Annotated in this window: 17 protein-coding genes, 1 tRNA gene and 5 pseudogenes; 11 read left to right on the top strand and 12 right to left on the bottom strand. The window is 52.1% G+C overall.

The features are described from left to right. On the top strand, nt 1-326 hold a 326-nt coding region (locus EAO80_RS20455; RefSeq protein ID WP_245998668.1), incomplete at its 5' end, for an FxLYD domain-containing protein. On the opposite strand, the gene EAO80_RS16285 is transcribed toward EAO80_RS20455, so the two are convergent. Both EAO80_RS16285 and htpX read right to left on the bottom strand, forming a co-directional pair. Beyond that, entirely contained in the window at nt 316-1,560 is a 1,245-nt protein-coding gene (locus tag EAO80_RS16285) for a twin-arginine translocation signal domain-containing protein (RefSeq protein WP_122090892.1), read from the bottom strand. The two genes, EAO80_RS20455 and EAO80_RS16285, sit on opposite strands and share 11 nt — an antisense overlap. A gap of 407 nt (nt 1,561-1,967) precedes the next feature. Further along, nucleotides 1,968-2,852, bottom strand: coding sequence for a zinc metalloprotease HtpX (gene htpX / locus EAO80_RS16280; RefSeq protein WP_122090891.1), 885 nt, complete (start codon nt 2,850-2,852; stop codon nt 1,968-1,970). A 336-nt stretch (nt 2,853-3,188) separates the two neighbouring features. On the opposite strand from htpX, the gene EAO80_RS16275 reads away from it, so the two are divergent. Both EAO80_RS16275 and EAO80_RS19895 read left to right on the top strand, forming a co-directional pair. Continuing rightward, nucleotides 3,189-3,509: a hypothetical protein gene (locus EAO80_RS16275; protein WP_162994047.1), complete on the top strand. Its 321-nt coding sequence runs from the start codon at nt 3,189-3,191 to the stop codon at nt 3,507-3,509. Then, nucleotides 3,510-4,034, top strand: a complete 525-nt coding sequence (locus EAO80_RS19895) for a hypothetical protein (RefSeq protein ID WP_162994046.1) — start codon at nt 3,510-3,512, stop codon at nt 4,032-4,034. 368 nt (nt 4,035-4,402) lie between these two features. Here the strand turns inward: EAO80_RS19895 and EAO80_RS20450 are convergent, their stop codons facing one another. The 6 genes and pseudogenes from EAO80_RS20450 to EAO80_RS16240 all read right to left on the bottom strand — a co-directional run bounded on the left by EAO80_RS20450 (nt 4,403) and on the right by EAO80_RS16240 (nt 10,486). Next, nucleotides 4,403-5,089 (bottom strand): hypothetical protein, encoded by a 687-nt coding sequence (locus tag EAO80_RS20450; RefSeq protein WP_245998666.1) that lies wholly within the window; start codon nt 5,087-5,089, stop codon nt 4,403-4,405. A gap of 12 nt (nt 5,090-5,101) precedes the next feature. Further along, nucleotides 5,102-5,389 (bottom strand): annotated as a pseudogene (locus tag EAO80_RS20860) (cytochrome P450); the annotation flags it as partial. Between the two features lie 916 nt (nt 5,390-6,305). Beyond that, nucleotides 6,306-7,643, bottom strand: coding sequence for a 2-hydroxycarboxylate transporter family protein (locus EAO80_RS16260; protein ID WP_122090890.1), 1,338 nt, complete (start codon nt 7,641-7,643; stop codon nt 6,306-6,308). A 563-nt stretch (nt 7,644-8,206) separates the two neighbouring features. Next, nucleotides 8,207-8,724, bottom strand: a pseudogene (locus tag EAO80_RS20975) (hypothetical protein). 113 nt (nt 8,725-8,837) lie between these two features. Then, nucleotides 8,838-9,523, bottom strand: a pseudogene (locus EAO80_RS16245) (HAD-IC family P-type ATPase); the annotation flags it as partial. A 453-nt stretch (nt 9,524-9,976) separates the two neighbouring features. Beyond that, nucleotides 9,977-10,486, bottom strand: a complete 510-nt coding sequence (locus tag EAO80_RS16240) for a universal stress protein (RefSeq protein WP_122090889.1) — start codon at nt 10,484-10,486, stop codon at nt 9,977-9,979. A 259-nt stretch (nt 10,487-10,745) separates the two neighbouring features. Between EAO80_RS16240 and EAO80_RS16235 the strand changes: the two genes are divergently transcribed. The 3 genes from EAO80_RS16235 (at nt 10,746) to EAO80_RS16220 (ending at nt 13,607) form a co-directional block, all read left to right on the top strand. Beyond that, nucleotides 10,746-11,528 (top strand): sulfite exporter TauE/SafE family protein, encoded by a 783-nt coding sequence (locus tag EAO80_RS16235; RefSeq protein WP_394343439.1) that lies wholly within the window; start codon nt 10,746-10,748, stop codon nt 11,526-11,528. A 1,090-nt stretch (nt 11,529-12,618) separates the two neighbouring features. Then, nucleotides 12,619-12,981: a DUF5518 domain-containing protein gene (locus EAO80_RS16225; RefSeq protein ID WP_122090888.1), complete on the top strand. Its 363-nt coding sequence runs from the start codon at nt 12,619-12,621 to the stop codon at nt 12,979-12,981. Between the two features lie 422 nt (nt 12,982-13,403). Next, nucleotides 13,404-13,607 carry a hypothetical protein gene (locus tag EAO80_RS16220; protein ID WP_245998663.1) on the top strand — a complete coding sequence of 68 codons (204 nt, stop codon included), beginning with the start codon at nt 13,404-13,406 and terminating at the stop codon, nt 13,605-13,607. Nucleotides 13,608-13,938: 331 nt separating this feature from the next. Here EAO80_RS16220 and EAO80_RS16215 read toward each other — a convergent pair. Then, nucleotides 13,939-14,012, bottom strand: a tRNA-Thr gene (locus EAO80_RS16215). Nucleotides 14,013-14,161: 149 nt separating this feature from the next. Further along, complete coding sequence (locus EAO80_RS20445) at nt 14,162-14,845, bottom strand: ATP-grasp domain-containing protein (RefSeq protein WP_245998661.1); 684 nt, start codon at nt 14,843-14,845, stop codon at nt 14,162-14,164. Nucleotides 14,846-15,415: 570 nt separating this feature from the next. On the opposite strand from EAO80_RS20445, the gene EAO80_RS16205 reads away from it, so the two are divergent. Together EAO80_RS16205 and EAO80_RS16200 are read left to right on the top strand one after the other, a co-directional pair. Further along, a complete protein-coding gene (locus tag EAO80_RS16205; RefSeq protein WP_122090886.1) occupies nt 15,416-16,318 on the top strand; it encodes a substrate-binding domain-containing protein in 903 nt (300 codons plus the stop codon). Between the two features lie 192 nt (nt 16,319-16,510). Then, nucleotides 16,511-17,713 carry a tyrosine-type recombinase/integrase gene (locus EAO80_RS16200; RefSeq protein WP_122090885.1) on the top strand — a complete coding sequence of 401 codons (1,203 nt, stop codon included), beginning with the start codon at nt 16,511-16,513 and terminating at the stop codon, nt 17,711-17,713. Nucleotides 17,714-17,722: 9 nt separating this feature from the next. Here the strand turns inward: EAO80_RS16200 and EAO80_RS20855 are convergent. Continuing rightward, a pseudogene (locus EAO80_RS20855) lies at nt 17,723-18,141 on the bottom strand (hypothetical protein). Next, a pseudogene (locus tag EAO80_RS16190) lies at nt 18,138-19,010 on the bottom strand (ParA family protein). Before EAO80_RS16190 ends, EAO80_RS20855 begins: the two co-directional pseudogenes overlap by 4 nt. Nucleotides 19,011-19,310: 300 nt before the next feature. Between EAO80_RS16190 and EAO80_RS16185 the strand changes: the two are divergent. From EAO80_RS16185 to EAO80_RS16175, 3 genes are all read left to right on the top strand, one after another. Then, nucleotides 19,311-19,595, top strand: a complete 285-nt coding sequence (locus tag EAO80_RS16185; protein ID WP_122090993.1) for an AbrB/MazE/SpoVT family DNA-binding domain-containing protein — start codon at nt 19,311-19,313, stop codon at nt 19,593-19,595. Further along, a complete protein-coding gene (locus EAO80_RS20440; RefSeq protein ID WP_245998657.1) occupies nt 19,585-20,049 on the top strand; it encodes a type II toxin-antitoxin system VapC family toxin in 465 nt (154 codons plus the stop codon). The genes EAO80_RS16185 and EAO80_RS20440 overlap by 11 nt, the downstream gene beginning before the upstream one ends. 831 nt (nt 20,050-20,880) lie before the next feature. Continuing rightward, complete coding sequence (locus EAO80_RS16175; protein ID WP_122090883.1) at nt 20,881-22,140, top strand: orc1/cdc6 family replication initiation protein; 1,260 nt, start codon at nt 20,881-20,883, stop codon at nt 22,138-22,140. Nucleotides 22,141-22,233 lie beyond the last annotated feature (93 nt).

Here is a 22,233-nt window from a genome sequence, read left to right as displayed (position 1 = left end):
ACGACGAGAACTACAGCGAGTACGAGACTACTGCTCGCGATCCGAGTGCTGTTGAAATAACGGCCGATGCACAGCAGGCGTCTGATGGCTCGCTGCGCGTGTCTGGTACGGTAACGAACGTCAGCGACCAAGCGATCGACGTCGTCGATATCGAGCTTGTCTTCTACGGGACGAGCGACGAGTATCTCAGTGCCACGCTTGTCACTGTCCGTGATCTCGAACCCAGTGAAAGTCGCGAGTTCGAGACTCAACCGACGACCGGGACTATCGAAGGCGATCTCGAGCGAATCGACGTGAATCGAACGGTCTACGACGTTACTGGCTGAACGGGACGTCCCACTCGTTTTGTTTGGTAAAGATGTTATGCCAGCCGAACTCGTTCATTTGCTGGCGACCTGGGAAGGATGATTGGTCAATCCCGGTCTCCGGATCAGGATGAGCACACTGGTTGCCCTCGATATAGATGCCGTCAGCTGGGACACCCCGAATCAGAACATGAGGTGTGAAGCCCCCACGATTGTGATTGATGTATGGATCCGGTTCATAGGATCCGGTGTTCGTACCGTTGTGATGCCGTTGATCAACGACTCGTGTCGGCCGGATGATCGAGTTGCGAACGAGCATCGTTCCACCAGCACGCCACTGCCAGCGGAGATCAGAACGACTCTTGCCGCCGCTTTCATTCTCGCCAACGCGGTGCATATCGATCGGATGGCTCGTGACATGCGGCCCGAAATCACACTCGATCGCGAGATAGCCTGCATCCGCCGTGCCGTACCCACAGATCGCATGGCGATACGCGTCAAAGGCACACCGGTAGATCGTCGGCGTGCCACGATTGACGTCAATCGGGTAGCCTGCAGAGGTCATCATACAGTTGTGCAACGCAGAGTGGAGAATCGACGGTGAGGCCGGTGACTCTCGACTGCCGACCATGATGCCGGTCGAAAAGCCCCACAGCTCGCAGTTATCAAGCTGGCTACTGTCGGCTTGCATCGAGATGCCACGCGCATACCAGTTGCTGCGCCACTGTTCGCGATCAGCATACGTTTCGCCTGGCGCAAGCGGAATATAGCCCGGAATTACCGGTGAAGCAGTGTAATTCCAGTGCGGACCGCGGATCGTCACGCCGGTGAGACGACCGCCTTCCTCGAGTGTGAAGAGAGCGTTGCCCATCGTCGGTGAGCCACGGCCGCGATCCGACGTGACGATCAGTGCACCTGAGCCATTCTTCGAGCGGCCCGACGCGATCGTCACATGACGGAGTGTGAGATTCCGGCCGCTCAGATCGATCGCTGTATCAGGTGGAATCCAGACGATACGTCCGCCCCCGCGGGTAACTTCGGCTTCGAGAGCGGCGGCTGATTCGACGACGATATCGGCGTCTTCCCGATGAATGTCTTGAAACGTGGGGCCGCCACTGAGGCCGGTTGTCGACCCGCTCAGTCCGAGTAATTGGAGACAGCCGGCAGTGCTGGCGAGTGTCCCGCCGGCCGCTGTTGCTGCGGTCCGCTTGAGAAACTGGCGTCGGTCCAGTGAGGGAGACGCCTCGTTGACCATATTATACTAATATAAGTTTAGGCTAATAGAATATATGATCCACGATTGGATTAGAAGAAGACCCGACTACGATTGCAAGTAGAGGCCCTCCGAGCCTTGTGCAACAATAGATTCCTAAGACGAGATTGTTGCACAAGGATCTTGGTGGCTGGTTTGATAGGAAGAGCAACTACGGACAGCATACTAAGCTCGTATACAGAGTAGAATCCTGCTGATTATAGTTGAGAGTACAGCAGTCGATACGATCAACGCTCTACACGGACAAAATTGAGATGGCAGCTACTACTCCCACTGACGATCCAACAAGAATGGTTGATACGGTGTGACTGCTTATCTGTCGGGTCGATATTCGCGTCTCAAGGATTGATACAAACAGTTCAAGAATCGCCTAGCTCGGATACGTACGCTTATTCTATAGCGAGTTCGCGCTCAAGGTCGCGGAGTCGTTCGATCCGATCATCAACAGCAGGATGCGTTTTACACCACCGAGTGAAGCGATCAGTCGTGTCGATATCATCGAAAAACATCGCGTTCATACCCGCGTGTTCCCGTAGGTCCTCATTGGGCATGTCTTGAGTCGTGGCACTGATCGTCCGTAATGCGGTTGCCAACGCGGTTGGTTTACCAGTGATACTGACTGCACCTTGATCGGCAGTGTATTCTCGATATCGTGACAGCAGTCGCGTAATGAAAAACGAGAGAATCCACACGACGAACGAAGCGATAACTGCAACCATCATTGTCATCCCCTCGCCACCATCACCGCCACCACCGTCATCAAACACCCATCCCCAGCGAACGATGTAGAAGGCGGTTGCTGATAACGCGCTTGCGGCAGTCATGATGACCATATCTCGGTTTTGGATATGGGCTAGTTCATGAGCGAGCACAGCATCGAGTTCGTCTCCGTCCAAATTCTCGAGTAAGCCGGTTGTAACACAAACAACGGCTGTGTTCCGTGAACGACCGGCAGCAAAAGCATTCGGGAGATCAGTCGGGGCAACAGCGACAGCAGGTTGTGGAAGTCCAGCCTGCTGGCTCAGGCGCGTTATGCGTTGATGAAGCTCTGGATACTCAGTGGCCGTAACAACAGTACCGCCCATCGCTTTGAGTGGGACTTTATATCCGTATAGCAGTTGGGCGGTCGAAACGATAAGAATTCCAAGCGCAATAGCAGAGATACTGCTGAAATAGAGCGAAAGAACGCCAATGAACCCGATATAGAGCGCGATAAATAGGATCATGACACCGCCCATCCGTAGTCGAAGACCCCACTGTGTGTGCCAATCCATACGTTATTCTACGCTTTTGTCATATATAAAATGATTCCTCCACTCAAGAGGCGCTTTTTTGGCGACGATATATATATCACGAGCTGGCAGAAAGAGACTCATCTCGACAGTCATACTGACTGAGTTAATTGGATCCCTGTCTTGATAGACTTCCAAGTAGTGTTCACGCGGGGTTGGATCCTGCCAGAGCAGATAGTAACTAACTCTGACCTGTACATCGGAATGGGCCCAATTGAGTGACCACCTATCAATACGGGGTAGTAGAACAGGTGTATTCTGTCGTCCCAGTGCTTATGCGAGGAAAGTGTTTTACTACTGCGCTCACAATGTACACACATGAGTTCCGACGTGGAGAAAAAACGCGTTCAGTTCCGTGCTCCCCGAGGACTGGTTGATCGGGCCGATACCCTCGCAGCGGTATTTGAGACTGACCGGACAGATATTCTCATCTCTGCCCTTCAGGAGTACCTCCGGGATGCAGCACACTCCGACGAGATGAAACAGGAGATTGCGGAAGCCTACTATAATGACGACATCTCCTTCGAGGAGTTGAAAACCCTCGTCGGCCATGAAGAGGCGGCGAACTTCCGTCTCCTAAAACAACAACTGAGCGAAGCGTTCGTCGATGATGTGGCGGAGGAGCTGGCCGACGGATAGATGGGAGAGATCGTCGCCGATACGTCTGCCCTCGTTAGTTTAGGAGTCGTTGCGGATGCCACACCGAATCCACTCGATCTCCTACTTGACTCTCATATCATTATCCTCCCCGAGCAGGTCGTTGACGAACTCACCGAAACAGCCTCCTACAACGATGCCTCGGGGAAAGCGGCACAGGCCGTCCTTGACCGTCAGGCTGCGTTCAACATTCGCAGTGTCGGACTTGACGAGACGTTCCCGCTCGACGATGGAGAGAACGCAGCAGTCACACTAGCGAACACGATCGATGCAGTCCAACTGCTCTGTGACGAATTCAACCGCCTAGCGCTAGTGCATGCATCACTGGTAGATACACGTCTGGTAACGACACCGATCGTTCTCACAGCGCTCGTTCGGAACGGCGTGCTCGCCGCGGATACTGCCGAGGCATTTTTGGACGAGATGAGCGACGCCCGGAGTTGGTCAGCGAACACCTACCTCGCACGTGCAAAAGCTACGCTGCAACAGCAGCAAGATGACCCGTAGCCGTACGTCTCAAACAGATGCCAACAGGATATGACTCTTTCTTTATTCAGAGTAAAGACTATTCACGTGCAATAGACATCTGCGTTGACCATTTCTCCTAGAGAGAACAGGGGAAATGAGTGAACAGCGGGTTCTTCTGCAGTCCTCATCCTCGGAAACAGATGATCTGGGTGACAGCAGCCAACAAAGATGAGCAGTATGTCCATGGACAGCCGTTGTCTGGAGTGGTACCTCTCAGGGAGGTCCCTGGCTAGAGCCGTCACCAGCCGTTCATGGGACGTACCCGCTAGTAATCGTACCGTATAAACAACCGCTTGCGTGGGGAATAGATGAGTTCCTATTAGAGTGTTAACCCGCTCTCGCGGGAGTTAGGACCCGGGGACATCACTCCTCACCGACATCAGCTGTCTCCGGAGAGTCCGTCTCGAGCGTCGTTTCACCAGGAATCTCGGACTCGTCAGGCAGGACGACGCGCTGTTCCTTATAGGAAAGCCGTCCTTCCGGCGGTTCTTCCGTTTGACGTAAAGTCGGTCTTTCGTGAGATCGGTGAGTGCGTCAATCGTTCGACTGGCGCTTTTCTGGCTGTACTCCTTGTTCACGCCTGGCTCGTTGTGGCGAAGCCACTGGGCGAGTTCGTCGGCATCGATGTACTCGCGAACGCCACTACAGCCTTGGTTCCAGAGCCTGCTCTGGTTTTGTTCGTGATCCTGCCAGACCTCCGCTGCAAGTCGCACGGGTTTCGATGAGGCGGCCGAGTGAAGCATATCATTATCCATTCGAGAGAGCTGCTGAATTGGGAGCAAATCGCCTGGCGTGAGTGCTGGTTCGCCGCCGCGATCGAGTGGGTCGTCGCCGCCAAGAATGCGGGCGTATCTATTGCCATCGTCTTTGGTGAATTGCTCGAGGTGATCAATCTCGATGTCAAGAGTGTCGATATTCGGTTTGATGTTCTTCCACCGGAGATGAGCGTTTTTCTCGAGTTCACGCGACTGAAGTTCCGTGACCATCTTCTGTGGCTTTATTTGAACGACCAACTCTTCGGCATAGTCGCTCATCAACTCAGTCGCAGTGGCGATATGATCAGGGTCAAACGCTGGCTGAACGCGTTGTCGTTGGCGTCGCCAAAACTCGCCCTCGCTTGCGAGGAGTCCGTTACCAAGGAGTTGGCTAAACGCATTGGCTTGAAAATCCGGTTTTGAAAAATCCTCGTCGTGATCGACGAGAACCTGCTCAATTATCGCTGGATCTGTCACCTGGCACATATCATAGGGACCAAGTTGAAAACGAGAGATATTGCCGTATTCACGCTGGCACTGTGTCATAAAAGAGAAAGGGTCCCGAGCGTACTGAGAGATATTCCCAATAAGAGGGAAACCTTGAGGACCGGGGGGCCAGCGTCCATATTCGTACTCGTCGATCAGTCGGTGTAAAGGTTGGATTCTTTATGGGTAGTGCACGCGAAACGCATTTTGAAGAAACAGTCGAGTGGCACAGGTGTGAGTTCGTTTCCTACCAGTCGTAGAGGCTTTCCTGCATCTACCTCTCTGTAGGTAAAGAGAGTATGAATGAGGTCCCGGCCCTGAGGCCTCGGCCGGGACCGGGAGGGGTACCCCTCCCATATGATAGTTGTATAGAACACCTATTAGTTACCAGTGAGTTAATATATTTATCCACGTACCACTTTCTTGCCACTCTGGTACTGTGTTATGGAGTGTTGATACGTTCCTTTCTATCACACAAATAGTTCTAAATACAATAGTATATATTCTCTCCGGCGCTAATAGTAGCCGCTCAGGCGTGACTGACTGTTTAGTCTACGGGAGGGAATGCATGCCTGAGTGCTGTGAGGAGTGCTGGAGTCAACTATGGCCTCAGTCCTGCACTCCTCACAGCACTCAGGCACGTACCCTGTAGTTAGATACGATACTACTCCGTATTAAATCTAGTACTCACACGGTTTTCAGACTCAGTTTCGAGGACGCCGACCTCGTGGCCACGCGCAGCTATATCACGAGTGCACTATCCGCCAGTGGGGCCCGCATTGGCGATCACGACATCATACCGGCCTTCTGCCCGTAACGCCTTGTACGTTGGATACCTGTCGGCCCATAGTCGCTCACTGACTATCGATCATTGCAACAGTAGCATTCGTCGTAACCTATACCGGGTGGTACGGGGCGGTCACGACCGTGACAGCTCTGGACGACAGTCATACCGGACTGACATCCGAAATGATCGCTTGGCGGTTCATTTCTAGGTTCCCGAGAAGGCCTATACCAACACGCTGCCCCAGATACCGATCGCGGTCTGGCCGACAAGCAGCATCATTGCACCGCCGAGCCGTGAGGACATCTGTGCGAACGCCATCAACTCCATGCGTTCGGCCGCGGCCAACGTTGCTACGTCACCCGAGCCGCCCATGTTCACCATACAGAGCCCGCCACAGATAGCGGCCTCGATCGGGAACATCCCGAAGAGATAGCCGACGATAGCAGCGCCGACGGCTCCGCCCAGAACGGCAAGGATCACGATCAGGAAGTACGTCGGATCGAGCGTCTCGACGAGCACCTGGATGTCGATCAACGCCATCCCGATAGCGAGTAGCAGCGGGCCGACGAACCCGGCGATCATGAAGTCGTAGAAATGGCCTGCACCCTCCTCCAAGCGCACCGGAAGGACACCGGCGACCTTCACGCCGACGGTCAACAGAATCATGATCGCAAAGGGGTGGATCGGGATCCACGTGCCGAGGATGTAGCCGAGCAGCAACAGTACCATCGCGAGCACCCAGCCCATCACGACCGTCTCCTCGGTGAGCGAGACGTCCGGCGTCTCGATGCCGGTCTCGGGCTTCCACTTCTCTTCGGGCATGACGATGCCGTCTCCACTGAGCGACGGCCAGATCGTGCCGATTCGATGGGCGATTGCGGCGACAAGAATACCGATCATATTGCCGAGGATGATCGCGGGCGCAATGATCGAGAACATCTGGTCGAATCCAGTCCCTGTGCCGCTCGCGTAGATCTCGCTTAGCGGGATACCGCCGGCACCCATTCCGCCGCCGAAGACGGGAATGAGGACGGTCAGAATCGATTGGGCACCGCCGAAGCCGAGAATCGTCCCGGCAACATAGACCACCCCGGCGGCGAGTCCTAAGCCACCGAGAACTGAGGGTGCGTAGATCGGGAGCGCACGCATGAGATACGAACGCGGCATCGAAAGGATGCTGCCGGCGATCAGCGCCGCGATGAACCAGTCCAACATGTTCGAGCCCTCGGTGAGGAACGTCGAGACAGTCTGATAAGCATCGGACGGGATGAGCCCGAAGTAGTTGATCGCTAACCCTATGACTAGACATAACACCAGACCACCGCCGAACCACGTCCGCCAGATCGGGAGGTGATCCCCGATGTAAACCGTCAGTCCCGCGACGACGAGCAGGAAGGCACTTGCGCCGACCATGTCGTTCGGGAGATTGCCCGTATAGACGGCGGCGAGGACGACGAAAAGCAACGGGAGATAGACGTATAATGGGATTCCGTACGCGACATCGTTACTCCAAATCGATGAGTCCGTGTCGTGGATCTCGTTACCAAATAATTCGGTCATCCGTATCAAATCGGGGATTTGTCTGTCGCTGGAAAAATATTACCATTTGTTGATATTATAAGCATCATCCATTATATTGTAAGGTGTTATCTAGTTGAAATCGAAGTATAGTAGGGAAATTGCGAGCAGATGACTAAAGAAGATCGGATGAACGAGTTAACTAGTTTTCAGCGCGACAGTCACTATATAATCGCCGGCTTAAGCGAGCCGTATCGGGTTACAATCAAGGTCCTGTCGTCTGTTATCAAAGCAGGGAGGCGCGATGAACGACGACAGAATCAAGACAACCAGCGAGACAGGAGACGGCAGAACAACGGCGAGAGAGGGGGCGGCAGGACAACCAAAGGGACAGCAGCAGACAACGGGACGAGACACCACCACCACGACAGCGAGTCACCGAACAGGTGACCGCCAGCGGGAGCGAAATGAGCGCGACCGGACACAGGTTCGTAGCCGCAGGGGGAGCAGGGCTAAGCGAGACGAAAGCAAGCGAGGACGACACTAGGTATCTCCTTGAGGTTAGCTATATTATCACATATCTCTTAGCCCCCATGCCGATACATTCACGTAATCGATTCAATCAGCTCAAAACCGTCTTCGAACGTGTGATCTGATCAGTGAATCCTGCTGCTTTAATGGCCGTAACGACCTCGTGACCAGCATCGGTGTCCGTTGTTACAAGGCATACTAATGGTGCCGATCCCTAGAGAAGAATTGGACTGCGAGGCCTGCAAGTGCAGTATCTGCCGCTCGATCTGGTCTTCAGGCCGATTGGACGAATTGGCGATATAGCTTCGTGTCCTATCCATCACCGTCGCTATCGTGCTGTTTGTATAGCTGAGTTCCTCAGCAACGGTCACCCAGCCACTCGTAATTGCACTGTCGATCGGTATCTGTCCCGGTGTGCTCTATGCTGGTGCACAGTGAACTCTTCATAGACGTGCTGTGGAATGACGAACGTAATCTTGTTGTGCGTTGCAAACCGTTCAAGAGCAGTGTATTTAGCATTCTCTTGGCGGCCACATGCAATGAACAGCCCTGAATCAGCAACCCAGGCAGTACTATCGGACGGGGTATTCATAGAAACAGGCTTATCTATGAATCGCGATTAACTGCTTCAGTCCGAGCGTTTCGAATCTGGTCGAAGTATGGATCGTGCGTGCGCATCTCGTGAATAACCTCCCGGAGTGCGTGCAAAATGGCGATGATGCGTGAAAGAGTAGAGTCGCCTGCTGTTGACGTGACCTCCGCTTCGAGGTAGCCACCCTCGCTGATCGTGCCGGCGTACACCTCGTCGCCAGCGGTTTTGTCAATGGGACACTCTCACCGGTGATTGGTGACTCGTCGACCGCACTCTCGCCTTTGACAACTGTGCCGTCAAGCGGAATCTTCTCACCGGGTCGAACGACCACCGTCTCGCCAACTGCCACGTCCTCAGTGGGGACAGTCACCTCCTCACCGTCCCGCTGGACGATCGCTTGGTCGGGCGACAACTCCATTAGCTCGCGCAGAGAGTCACGTGCCCTGTCCATCGCGTAATCTTCCAGCAATTCGGCAACGCTGAACAGGACGGCCAGCGTCGCTGCCTCGACGAAGTAGCCGATGCCGGTTGCAGCGATGATCGCCGTCCCCATCAGCAGGTCAATGTCGAGGCTGCGATTCTTCGCGGAGTAGTAGCCACTACGGACGACAGGGATGCCGCTGGCGGCGACTGCGCTGAGGAAAAGAATATCCGCGACGTGAAGCGGATAGTCGAGGACGCTCGCCACTGCGACGTTTTGACTCGTAAGGAGAAACTCGAAGATGAGTCCAAGGGTGACGAACACCGCACCGAGAGACGATTGGCCGCGAAGGGTACAGCGCTCGAACACCGCCAGCACCCGGAGTTGAAGACAATCGGGAGCCAGACTCGTTCTGAAGGGGCAGTAGTGGTGACGGAGCAAGTGGTATCAGCATCATGATCGAACCGGACGACGTCTGTCCGTCTCGGTCAGCCGTTGCCACCCGCTAAACGAGTTCTCGTCGAATCTCATCCATTGCTTCATTGAGCGGTAACTTGGACTCTGTCCTCTCTTCGGTCGCTATCGTTGATCTGTATCTTAAAAGCGATTAACTGTTCGAGTTCTCTGAGTCTTCAGTTAACTCGATTCGTTCATCCTGGATAAGGACTTCTTGTCACAAGAACCACCTACACGGATTGAAATTCACATTGAGGACTATTCGTCAAGCTTAGCGAGAGGGATGTTATTCCCAGCAGTGATGGGCAAAACCGATGCCATATTGTGATAGATGGATTGGACAATCATGCCGAACACCGCTCAATGGCTGGAAGCTCAGTTTATCCCACGCGAAAATGTGAGCGGCCGTTCCTGATCAGTGCCATCAGATCTTCGGGAGGATTCATCTGTCGGGGTCTGAATCGTTGTTACTGGAACCGACGATCGTTTCATGATTTCATCTGGAAGGCTGCCGCGCAAAATACGTGAGAGAAGTGACTGTTCTTGCGTTCCGATGACGATGCGAGTAATGTCATTGGTAGCAGCGTATGCACTGATTCGTTCAGCAGGGTGCCCTGATTCGGTAGCTGTCTTGAGTGTTACGTCGTGCTCGGTGGCATAGTCCGTTGCTTTTGAGAAGATCTGTTCTGCGGTCTGCCTGCTGGCCTCTTGTTGTTCGTCGATTGCTTCCGGGATGACTGTCTGGCGAATACTATTGTCTCGTTCAACGATCGGACAAACCTGGAGGACCGTGATTTCATGCGAGTCCTCAAGTGTGAGTACGTGATTGAGAGCAGCAATTGTCGGTGGTATACCGTTAATCGGGACGAGAATCGAGTTGGTCATGGTTCCTTATTGGTATCGATCCAGATAATAAGACGGGGTTGCGATAGCATGGCATGCATACCGACGAGGACTCAACAGATGAACTGAGAACGATCTACAATGGTCGTCAACAGCCGAAGGAGGACTACACTCAACTCCGATTGTGACAGGTAAGGAGATGACTATCGGTGGCATTTTATCGGATAACGAATTGTCTCAGATGTCTATGCTACATTCAGGTTCGGAGAGCGTACTGGTCAATTTTCAGTATCCTCTCCTTTTGAGCGATATCGGTGTTTCACTCGAGCTCGCGTTACTTCTCGTTGTCATTGCTCTTTTTGCTGGGATCGGGATTACTGCAATTGGTCCTGGAGGCGTGTTTGTGACCGTCGCTCTGTTTGCGTTAGTCCCAATATCGTCTGCACAAGTGGCTGGCACAGCGAGTGCCACCTTTGTTGCGACGGGATTACTGGGAAGCGCTGTCTACCTTCGTTCAGGAGAGTTTGTTAGTGGATTTGCCCGTGAGCTTGCAGTATTGCTTAGTGGAACAAGCATCGCCGGTGCACTCCTAGGTTCACAGGCAAATCTGCTCCTCCCTGAGTGGGTCTTTGGTTATTCGCTCGCCACCTTTATTGCTAGTATCGGCGTCTTGATAATCTATCGCGAGGCTGTTGGGCTCAAACCATCGACTCGTCTGAGTGAAATCCCAGGTCGCCAACGCCGTATTCTAATCGGAATAATCGGAACAGGGATCGGATTTCTCGGTGGGATGCTTGGTGTTGGTGGGCCGATCGTTGCAGTTCCGATTCTTGTCGTACTGGGTGTCCCAATGTTGATTGCCGTCGCAGTTGCACAGGTACAATCTGTGTTCATCTCCGCCTTCGCAACTGTTGGCTATCTCGCGGTGGATGCAGTGTCGCTCCCGCTCGTGCTTCTCATTGGACTCCCACAGTTGGTCGGAGTCGTATTAGGGTGGCAAGTAGCTCATCGAGTGGATCCAGCCCGGCTGCGGATCATATTAGGGGTAGTTCTCATACTCATCGCTCCAACACTCGTCTTCTAACATATTCTTACCGATGTACCCATGGCAGAATTACTTAATGTCTATCTCATCGGTGTCCCCACGTGGCACATAGGAATAGCCAGTGGCTTGTCACTTTCAAGTGATCTCTCAGAAATAGCTCGGACTCAATCAGAGAGCGTCTTTGAGGCGGCTCGTAAAGTGGCTCGCAGACACGACGTCAAGACGCCTCGACTGAATCCAGTGACCGATATGCGCTCTGTATTCAGCACGACTTCTAAGACTTATCACTGTTTGAGAGGTTCCAACACGGTCAAATCATCTTACAGTCCCAACCCAACCGACTCGCTCAACGAAAGAATAGCCAGCTCACAGAATATCATCTGTCGTCTCAGCCATCCGGAACGATTCTAGGCCGTATATCGAAGTCCATACGGAACACGCGTTGCCAGCGGAATGGAATCGGACAACGCAGATAACGACTCGGTTCAAACACACCGACACGCGTGTTCTGATCGAACGGTTTCTAATCACCAGTAGAGGACGCAAGCAAGCGTGACAATGGTGCCGCGCTTGCCGGTATGATCTCTTTGACACGTACAATATACATGACAATTCCACCAACACCGGGAGTATACGTTCCAGCAGTTCCGGATGCTGCCCAATATGGACGAATCCCCAATTATTGTTCGCCTCAAGAATGGAATACCGTCTTCTCGGGATGGGAAAAGTGCAACCGTTGCGTCAGCAGCTCCAGGAAGTTCGCGCCGAGAGATCTCGCCAACCACAGCGTTTGTGCCAACGTTTGGTGTATCGCGGTAGAACCGACGTGCACCTTTGTTCTATCATTCACAGGAAACCTAGAGGTGATCGTACCCTCGCTCGCGGGCCATTTCTTTCACACGGTCAATAGCTTTTGTGCCGTGGCTCTGATTACAGTGACCTTCGTCAATGGCGAGATTCACGATACGTAGATAGTGAGAGTACTATCGGAACGAATGCGACCCTCACGAAGCGTGAGAAAGCCGATGATCTCGTAAGAATTTTCGGGGAGGAATGCTCTCGACAGTCACGGGCGCGAATATCGCAAGCCGTACTGGTTTCAGTGTCCAAACGTGCATATCAAGTGTTCATGACTGATTGGCGCTCCGTCGGTATTGGGTTCGTTTTGCAAGTAGTGTTCGGAATCATCGCGTTTGCGTTCCCAGGGGTCGGGACCGTCATCGCTGGGTTTCTCGCTGGCCTCATCTCGGCCTACCTTACCAATCATGGTGCTAGAGATGGTGCGTGGCACTCGCTTCTCTCCGGCGCTCTCGGTGGAATTATTGTTGCAACTATCGCCGGTATCGCTATCTCCCTCCTTGGCTTCGCACTTGGCTCATCAGGATTGGGGGCACTGTTCGGTGGGAGTGTAGTGGCTATCGGGGTTCTGATCGCATTCCTCACCGCGATTCCGAGTTCGGTCGGTGGTGCAATCGGCGGGTACATCAACTGAAACTGATAGGTCACTGATTGACTACGACCCCAAAGCGATACCAATACCGGTCACATCGGGCATCCGACCCTTCGGTGTCTCGCTGGACCGCTCTTCCCAGTGTCCGAAGCTCGAAACGGCGCGCTCAATGGTGGTGTTGCGTTGATTTCGGTGTTTTCGGATTCGTCACAGATGCACACTTGATAGACCTATCTATTGGGGCTAACATCAACTATTAGTGAGACGTTCTTGATTCAGCTTGTCGTTTATCCATCGAAGGCTCGCCCGCCTATTCGATGGTACGGTTGCTTCGAGTGACAACCGGTGGTGTATCAGTCATAGATAAGTGACTATTTAGCGGCGATCATCGTTAACTATTGGATTGACTCGATCACGTGATTCCGCGACATAGACACCACTTTTCGGACATGCGAGCCGAAGCTATGGGTGAAATGAGCGTGAAAAACAAACTCCGTCGGCTTATTGGTCTTATAGAGGGGCACGAAAACAAAGTAGCCGAGCAAGTCAGCAAGCGAACCAGCATGAACAAAAATCAGGTCAAGGATCGTATTTATAAAATTCAAAGAAAGGTTGATAAGGACTCAAACACCGACAACAGAGACCAAACTAGAGCTGACGACAGCTGAGCTAGCTCTAAAAACGGTAGATGCTTACAGACGAACCCTTGGCGATTTCAATTTTCGGACTGTCGAGACGGCGTTCCACCAGCGGTATCGAGCGACACACGATATCGATCATTGGTAGCAAGGGAGCCTCCATACAGTCAAACGTTGTTCACTTCTCGGAAGTAATCTACCTTGTGCAACAGCTCGCATACAAGAAGCGATTTGTTGCACAAGGAGCTAGCCAAAAGAGTACTCGCTACAGTGGCTATTGTCGATATTCGGTTTACAGCCCTACGCAGGCACTCGCTGAACGTACAAACTATAATACGGCCAAACAAGGCTCGTTTTGTGAAGCCGGAGAAGAGATTTGAACTCATGGCTGACTCCTTACAAAGGAGTTGCTCTGCCAAGCTGAGCTACTCCGGCACTAGGAGTAGCTTCCGGTCGGTACCATAAAAAAATACTCTATGGAGCTCACTACTCCCTGATTGTGACAGGAACAGCGTGCTGAATAGAGAAGGTGTATGCAGCAGAAGCTCTCTGTCGGTACATAATACGAAGAGGTGACTCTCAGATCACTTATTGGGTAGACCCATACGAATCGACTCACAGAGGGCAGGTTCTAATTCGCTATCCCGGTATCCTGCGGCGAGATTGACGTCGATAGCCCAGAACTGGTCCTTGTCATCTTTGACGAAGTCAACTCCGACGCCCTGGAGACCAAGTCGGTTGACGAGGTGACGCAGACGTCGCGTAAGCATCGGTTCGGGACGAACCTGATTCAGGAGTCGCTTGGGACCGTAGAGTTTCGAAGTAACGCGCTTGGCCGCTATTTGGACTTGCGTTCCATCATTGACAGCGTAGTACTTGTAATCGATGGGGTCCGTGTGAATCCGCTCTTGATAGAACCCTCCCTCACCGTTCAGTTCGGGGTCGCCGTGCCAGATGTAGAAGGGCTTTGCAACGTACTCAAACTCGGGTTTCTCGAAGGTTATTCGAGGAGTACGAAACCCGACCGTCTCAAGCGCTCGGAGCCCGATGAGCCGTGAACTCAACGCGATCGTCGCGATAAGGTTGTTCCACAAGAATGTCCCCGTTCGCTGTGCATATCTAAGAGCGGGGAGATTGAGCGGGAACACCTGCTTGTTGACGAGCAGAGCGAGATCGTCAATGTGGATCGGAGAGAGTTCGGATCGTGGTTCAAAGAACCGAACTGTATGTCCCGCGTCCCGAAGTTGACTGGCGACGGCAGTGAACACAGGCTGATCATCAGCACAGAGGATCCCGGATCTGCTCCGTGTCAGCCCTCTTCATCAATAGCAAATGTCTGTGTGGCAAGGGAAGATAATCCTTTGATACGATCTTGCATTAACGAATTCGAACGCACGATACGATCGAGTTCAGTAATGGCGGAGCTGTACAGCACACAATCTCTGTATCACTTACTTATCATCATCTGAATTGTCTATCTAAATATAGTCAGGAACGGTGTTCGTGATATAGAGTATGGGGTTCAGTAAATTGTGAGATACTGTCTATGAACCTATATGCCTGCTCCACTGTTCCGTATATGGCGAGCTCAAGGACGTCCGTATTCATGCTGGGCATCATACTTGGAATCGTACTCGTTGTCTTTGGATGGTAGTCCGTTTACACAGTTGTAGACGGTACAATCAGTAGCTCCGTTGCAATCCTCAGAATGTGATAGGAATAGGATACTGCATAGAGAGGATGTATTTATCATCGGCGGTTAATATGTATCCGATATAGTAGTAACTGATTCTGGTTTCGTAGTTGCTATAATATAGTCGAATCTCGCTAACAATAGTGTGCGCCGACGAAGATACGTCCAGATGCTCGGCTTTAGCGGGTCACTGTCGATTGTCGGATGCATCGGGGATCGTACTACCGCTACGGACTCCGAACCACCGATGAAGACATTGACACTCGCAACCGCCACTACGGTCCACGATAGCGGACTCCTCGACGAGTTGACCCCCGGGTTTGAAGACTTGTTCGGCGTGACACTGAAGGCAGTTGTCCAAGGTACGGGGGCCGCGCTGCGAACAGCCCGGGATGGCGACTGTGATATCGTCCTCGTTCACGCTCGGCCGCTGGAAAACGAGTTCATTCACGCTGGATACGGTATCAATCGACGGCGTCTCATGGTCAACGATTTCATGATCATCGGCCCACCCGACGATCCCGCAGGCGTGGCCGGGCGCTCCCCAAGTGCAGCCTTTCGTGCGATCGCCGAGACGGAAACTCTGTTTCTGTCGCGAGGTGATCGCTCGGGGACACATATCCGCGAGCGCCGCTTATGGCGGGAGGCGGGCGTCGTTCCGTCAGGGGAATGGTACCGCGAGACCGGCCAAGGCATGGGCAGTACACTGGTCACTGCCGAGCAGATCGGGGCGTACACGCTGATAGACCGAGGGACGTTCCTCAGCGTGAGTACCGATGGGACACTCGTTCAACACATCGCTCGTGGAATCGAGGGGCCACCACCGCTGCTTCGCAACGAGTACGCGGTCATCCCTGTGAATCCCGCCCGGAACGAGGGAGCGTATGCCCTTGCCATGGCGTTCGTGGGCTCTCTCACTGGTCCCGGGCAGGCAGCCATTGAGGAGTTCCATGTGAATGGTGAGCGAGTGTTTCGACCCACTGCAATGTCTCTAGATCCGGACTTCGAGCAATACGTGCCAACCGATTGGCCCGAGTGGAATACCTGAATCCGAGAGTCGTAACTTCACCCCTCGTTCATCTCTATGAAGCTCTATACAGTTTGTAAATTGCGTTCTTGAATACAGAACCGCTGTATTAGTCAAATACAGCCGATCAGGAAATCTAGCAATTTACTTTTGATTAAATAACAAGTCAACAGTGGATTTACTACCCCCCACGCCCTCCACTCCTTTAACCCTATGTCCGACCCCAATCCCCAGGGTTCAACCACTACATCCGACTCTCCATCGCTCCATGAGGGTCTCACGCAGTTCCTCAAGGCAAAAGCCAAAGGCGACGATTCAGGCAACTATCGACGCAACGCAGACCGCGTCATCACTAACTGGACCGACTGGCTTGATCAACGAGATATTGATAGTTTCGAGCAGCTCGACGAAACCGTTCTCGCACACTACGCCGAACATTTGCGTCGCCGTGTCGCCGCAAACGAAGCTGAGACAACGGACAGTGGTATCGCTCGCTCAACCGCTTGGACGTACTACAACATCATCTCAGCCTTTCTCGGCTGGGCCTCCAAGTGGGGCTATCTTCAGGAGAACTACGCACGAGCCGGCCTCGCTCAGGAATCGATGCCCGAACGATCCGCCTCTCAGCAATCCCAACAACAGTTCTGGACGCCAGACCAACGGACACAGATTCTCAACTACGTCAATAAGCGAGCTCACGACGCTATTGACGAGAAAGGTCTCGACGCCAATACCGAAGCTCGAGATCGTGCATTGGTCGCTGTCCTCGCGTTTACTGGGGTGCGTGCGTCCGAGATCTTCCGTTCGGAGCATGACAACCGCACCGGTCGCCAAGGGATTCGCTGGCGTGACGTCGACCTCAACGAGCAGACAATTTCTGTCCTCGGGAAGAATCAGCAACGTCAGTCAGCATGGCTCCTTGAACAGGCGATTCCCGCTGTCGAACGCTATCGAACGATCAGCGATCCACCAACCGATGACTGGCCCGTCTTTCCCACCAGACACGCACCATCACTGCACGAGTGTGCTCGGACGCATCTTCGGGAAGTTGAAGACAAAAATGAAGAGGCGATAGAAGCAGTTCTCGACGAGAATCCAATCGAGGAGGTACTGCGAGAGTATCGAGTTGTCCCGCCCGCGATCACGACAACGGGTGCTCGAAGCGTAATGAAACGGCTCTGTGAGGCCGCAGACCTCGATATTCCGACTCCACCAGATGGTCCCGGTTATCTCCAGCTCCACGGGGCTCGCCGTGGGATCGGTGATACGTTCTATCGAATGGACCGTGGCACCGCACAGGATCTCATGCGACACCAGAGTCTCGAAACGACAAAAGACCACTATTCACATATCGATGCGACCGAGGGAGCCAAACGTGCGGGCGAGATGCTTGACCAAGCTACAGACGATATTTAACACAGTATGCTAGTCGTCAAATGTCATTCCGTATCCCCAATCTTCCAGTTGGGTTTTGACTTCGTCGAGATGATTAAGACCGGTCATCACGAGTGCTTCCCGCAGATCGGTTAGTGATACGTTGCCGTCGAACTGCTCCTCGAGTTCCCGAAGTGCATCACGTTCTGCGCTTTTCGTATTGCTATGAAGGAATAGTGGAACCGATCACGCCCATCTTGCACCCCACTGCGCCGGAATTTATATGGAATCTGCATTGGTTGAGATGAGTCTCTGCTTTCCGAACGAGTTGTACCTGAATTCTCGGAGTCGACATCCGGTAATTGTGTCTCACTATCAGGTTTATCGTCAGCAGTTGGTGACTGTTCCTCGTCCGTGTCGGGGTCCTCAGCGAACGGGTTCTCTCAGGCGCCTTGTTTCATCCCCGTCATGCAGTGACCACCTCATGATCAATATCCCCTGGTTCAGGTGGATTTGGTGCTTCAAGTCCGACTTCAGCCTCTAATTGACGAGCTAAAGAATTAAACTGAGCGAGCGTATTGATCTCGTAATCACGACGTCGATCACGGAATTCCCGGACGTATCTAAATGCCGAACATTGCTGCATCCAGCATCCTTCCATGAGAGAAGCGCGCTCCCCGATGATTTCGGGAATAGGATACTTGATTTCGTCAAGAATCGTTCGCTGGTTGCGTGTGTTTTTGAAGCCGACAGGAACGGCTGCTAATACACCAACTTCGACGTCAAGTTGGTCCTCAAGGCCGGCAACAAGGATTCAAGGCCTTGAACTGCTGCCTTACCCTTTGCACTCGGTTCGACAGGGATTACGAGTGAACGAGTTGCGTGGATTGCATTGTAGAGATGTGGTCCTTCAGTGGCTGGTGGGTCGCAAATGAGGACATCATAGTTCTCAGGGACACCTGCTTTCTGAAGGACGCGCAAGAGCTGTGAGTGCATCCCGAACGCTTCGCCCATTGCTTTGCCTGGTCTTTCTCGCGTTGGAGGTACTCTGCGAGATCAGAGAGCATGTTGTGTTCAGGGATGATGTCAACGCCTTCTACGGTCCGAATAAGATCGTTCAAATCACTTTTGGGCCGGCGAATTAGATCCGGACGAGATTATCAACAGGTTCCGTTCGTTGGTCATCAACACCAAATAGCCGTGAGAGATCACCATCCTGTGGATCGAGTGGTACAACAAGTGGTTTGAGGCCTGCTCGTGCATGAGCAACTGCTAGATTTGCTGCTGTCGTGGTTTTCTCTACCCCACCAGCCTCACTATACGTTGAATATGCTAATATACTCTCTCCAACACTGTGATCACCCGTCAATGTTCGTCAGACACATTTAATAATGTAGTCATCTACAGAATGTACTGAACACAATTAATGAATATTTGTAGTGAACATTTTTAATGAGCGTCATTACTATATCCGTTCTACGAGGAGAAGAAAGCATATCAGGAAGATACTGGCCCGGATTGGTCTTAACCAACTGGATAGCTGCGAAAGGGGGGCTCTGTTGGTTAAATCCGTTTCCCTCTTCTGAAATTACGCCGACTGTACAGAACAGTTATAGTGATTCCCACCATAGGTGGGATTATGCCAAAAGTAGATTCGAAGGGACGGATCGTGCTTCCCCAAAAGATACGCGAACAGCTTGGAATCTCACCTGGAACATCAGTCGAAGTTCACGAAGAAGAGGGGAAAGCAGTAGTCAAACCCGAAGACAAACCGGAGCAAATCCTAGATCGGATGGATCAAATAATCGAAGAAGCTACCAAAACCAGATCTCCAACACCATACGGAGAACTCGATCCGATAGCAAAGGATCACGCAGACACAGTACAACGGCAAGCCCAACAAGAGCAATCCAGTGACCAGTAACGGCCCATTTCTATTCGACATCGGCGTAACTGCGCTCGCACACGCGGGAACCCCTGTGAGTGAAACCCCCCTCTCGTATGTAAAGCAAGCAATTCGTGGCGAGATCGAGGTTGTCATCCCCTATACGTCACTCATCGGAGCACACCATGTTCTATCATCATTCTATGGTTTTTCGAATGAGGAAGCGTCTCGACTGATGCAGAATTTTATGGATGCCAAGCAGATTCACTGGTACGAGAAAACATCAGAGAGCAGTGTTCGAGCAGGATTCACTCTCGCAGCTGATACCAACATCGAAGGCTGGGATGGATATTACGCGCAAGTCGCTCGCGAAGAGAGCATTGAGACCGTTCTAACTCTCGACGATGACTTCAAACAGATAGACGAATTCACTGCGAAGGTTATTCTCTCTCCTGAAGAGTTCGCCACTTTGAACCAGTACTTAGGATATTAGAGAACCACAGTAAATAAAAAATGAGGTCGTACTACTGCGAAGGCACGCTTGACGAATCCAGTACGTTCTCACTGAATCGATTTAGAACGCCAGTCGATCGCTGTCTGCCCGGTCAAATTCGAACGCCCGGCGATACCAGGTGGTGCCGGTATACTCACGGTAGGTTTCCGTCTCCTCCCACGTCCATGGAACCGTTACCGTCCACGTGCGGTCTGGAATCAGCTAAGGTTCCTACCCTTGTGCAACAGAGCCGTTGATAGGGATGAGTGTTGAACAAGGCTGTGGAACAATAAGGAGGTCAAGAAATCATACAAGCCAGAAACACCACCATGTCCTCTGTTACTTGAGAAGAATAGGTGCTACAACACCACTGTGTCCGCTGTTCTCAGATTGAAATGGAGGACAGCAAGAAGAACAGCGGACATCATGGTGTTTGACTATGTTGATCTGCTTATAGAGATATGAGAGAAAGAAAGAAATCCCATTGAGACTTCTAAGAGGGTAAAATAAGATTTGATCCATCAGTAACCCTCCCCCCACTACGTCCGCGGTTCTCTGTCTAGAAGAGAAGACGGTTGGCCGCTACCGCCTTACCGCTACAGCCACTACTACTTTATTCTCTAACCTACGGACCAATTCTGGACACACTCTAATAAACTTTTCCGGAGTTTATCATTGTATTCCTTCTTGGTCCTACCCTTATTTGGTTAACAGCGGACATAGTGGGGGGAGGGTGTTACTCATCTCTTTATATTATACAAGAACAGCGGACACTCCGGACGGGGTGGTTTTATGTGGTACGATGACAGTGATTCTGATAGGGAATACTAAATGGGATTGTTTGAACGGGATACGGAAATCTATGAGAACCGCGATGCTCTACGAGAGGATTATCAACCTGATCAGCTCGTTGGGCGTGACGACGAGATCCAGATGTACCAAGCAGCTCTCCAGCCTGTAATCAACAACGAACAGCCAAACAATGTCTTCTTATATGGGAAAACAGGAGTTGGGAAAACTGCTGCAACTCGGTATCTTCTTTCACATCTCAAGGAGGACGCTACTCAGTACGAAGACCTCGATCTACATCTTACGTTTCTAAATTGTGACGGCCTCACATCTTCGTATCAGATTGCTACTCATCTGGTTAATGAACTCCGAGACGACACGGATCAGATTAGCACCACTGGCTATCCCAGAGCGACCGTCTATGAGATGCTCTGGAACGAACTCAATTCTATTGGTGGATGCATCCTCATCGTGTTAGATGAAGTTGACCATGTAGAAGATGATTCTATTCTCTATCAGCTGCCACGAGCCCGTGCAAACAATAACCTTACAGACGCGAAAATAGGCATTATTGGTATCTCTAACGATTTCTCGTTCCGGGATAACCTTTCTCCAAAAGTGAAGAGTTCATTGTGTGAACAAGAGATTCATTTCCCAGCGTATGATGCCAGTGACTTGCAACTGATTCTTAAGCAGCGTGCAGCAGTCGCCTTTCATGATGATGTGCTTGAGAGTTCTGTTATCCCACTTTGTGCTGCATATGGCGCGAAAGATGCTGGTGATGCACGTCAGTCGATTGATTTACTTATGAAAGCGGGCGATCTCGCTCGCGAGGAAACCGACACAACAACCATTACGACGCCTCACGTTGAGAACGGCCGCCATGACCTTGAGCGCGGTCGTATCGAAGAAGGCATTAGTGGTCTTACGCAGCACGGTCATCTGGTCCTTTACTCACTGCTCACACTACACCTTGAAAACGAGACGCCAATCAGGTCACGAGATGTACGACCACGATATACTCGATTTGCTCAACGAGCTGGTCGTAATCCGCTTGTGCCACGTCGTATGCGTGATCATCTCTCCGAGCTCGCGATGCTGGGGCTTGTTTCCGTAACTGAGCGTAATGAAGGTCGACGTGGTGGTACCTATCGTGAGTACACGCTTGAGATGGACGTCCAGCTTATTCTCTCCGCATTAGATGAGATCATTACTGATGTTGGTATTCATGACTCTCTCCAGGATCACCTTCCCGCCGGTGAAGGAGACACACCGACAACATCACTGATGGAATTCCAGTAACACTCTCTAACACCACTCTGTCCGGAGTAATCGTCCTCTTCGCTTCTTCTACACTCGTTATGGAAGTCTTTAGATTTCTTGTAGACTCAGTCG

The organism is Halalkalicoccus subterraneus (assembly GCF_003697815.1).
Classification (GTDB): domain Archaea; phylum Halobacteriota; class Halobacteria; order Halobacteriales; family Halalkalicoccaceae; genus Halalkalicoccus; species Halalkalicoccus subterraneus.
This window is presented reverse-complemented; position numbering and strand designations above follow the sequence as displayed.

Excerpts from the sequence above, each read along its gene's own strand:
- EAO80_RS16285 (WP_122090892.1), bottom strand. The coding sequence starts at position 1,560 with ATGGTCAACGAGGCGTCTCCCTCACTGGACCGACGCCAGTTTCTCAAG.
- htpX (WP_122090891.1), bottom strand. The coding sequence starts at position 2,852 with ATGGATTGGCACACACAGTGGGGTCTTCGACTACGGATGGGCGGTGTC.
- EAO80_RS16275 (WP_162994047.1), top strand. The coding sequence starts at position 3,189 with ATGAGTTCCGACGTGGAGAAAAAACGCGTTCAGTTCCGTGCTCCCCGA.
- EAO80_RS19895 (WP_162994046.1), top strand. The coding sequence starts at position 3,510 with ATGGGAGAGATCGTCGCCGATACGTCTGCCCTCGTTAGTTTAGGAGTC.
- EAO80_RS20450 (WP_245998666.1), bottom strand. The coding sequence starts at position 5,089 with ATGAGCGACTATGCCGAAGAGTTGGTCGTTCAAATAAAGCCACAGAAG.
- EAO80_RS16260 (WP_122090890.1), bottom strand. The coding sequence starts at position 7,643 with ATGACCGAATTATTTGGTAACGAGATCCACGACACGGACTCATCGATT.
- EAO80_RS16240 (WP_122090889.1), bottom strand. The coding sequence starts at position 10,486 with ATGACCAACTCGATTCTCGTCCCGATTAACGGTATACCACCGACAATT.
- EAO80_RS16225 (WP_122090888.1), top strand. The coding sequence starts at position 12,619 with ATGACTGATTGGCGCTCCGTCGGTATTGGGTTCGTTTTGCAAGTAGTG.
- EAO80_RS16220 (WP_245998663.1), top strand. The coding sequence starts at position 13,404 with ATGGGTGAAATGAGCGTGAAAAACAAACTCCGTCGGCTTATTGGTCTT.
- EAO80_RS16200 (WP_122090885.1), top strand. The coding sequence starts at position 16,511 with ATGTCCGACCCCAATCCCCAGGGTTCAACCACTACATCCGACTCTCCA.
- EAO80_RS16185 (WP_122090993.1), top strand. The coding sequence starts at position 19,311 with ATGCCAAAAGTAGATTCGAAGGGACGGATCGTGCTTCCCCAAAAGATA.
- EAO80_RS16175 (WP_122090883.1), top strand. The coding sequence starts at position 20,881 with ATGGGATTGTTTGAACGGGATACGGAAATCTATGAGAACCGCGATGCT.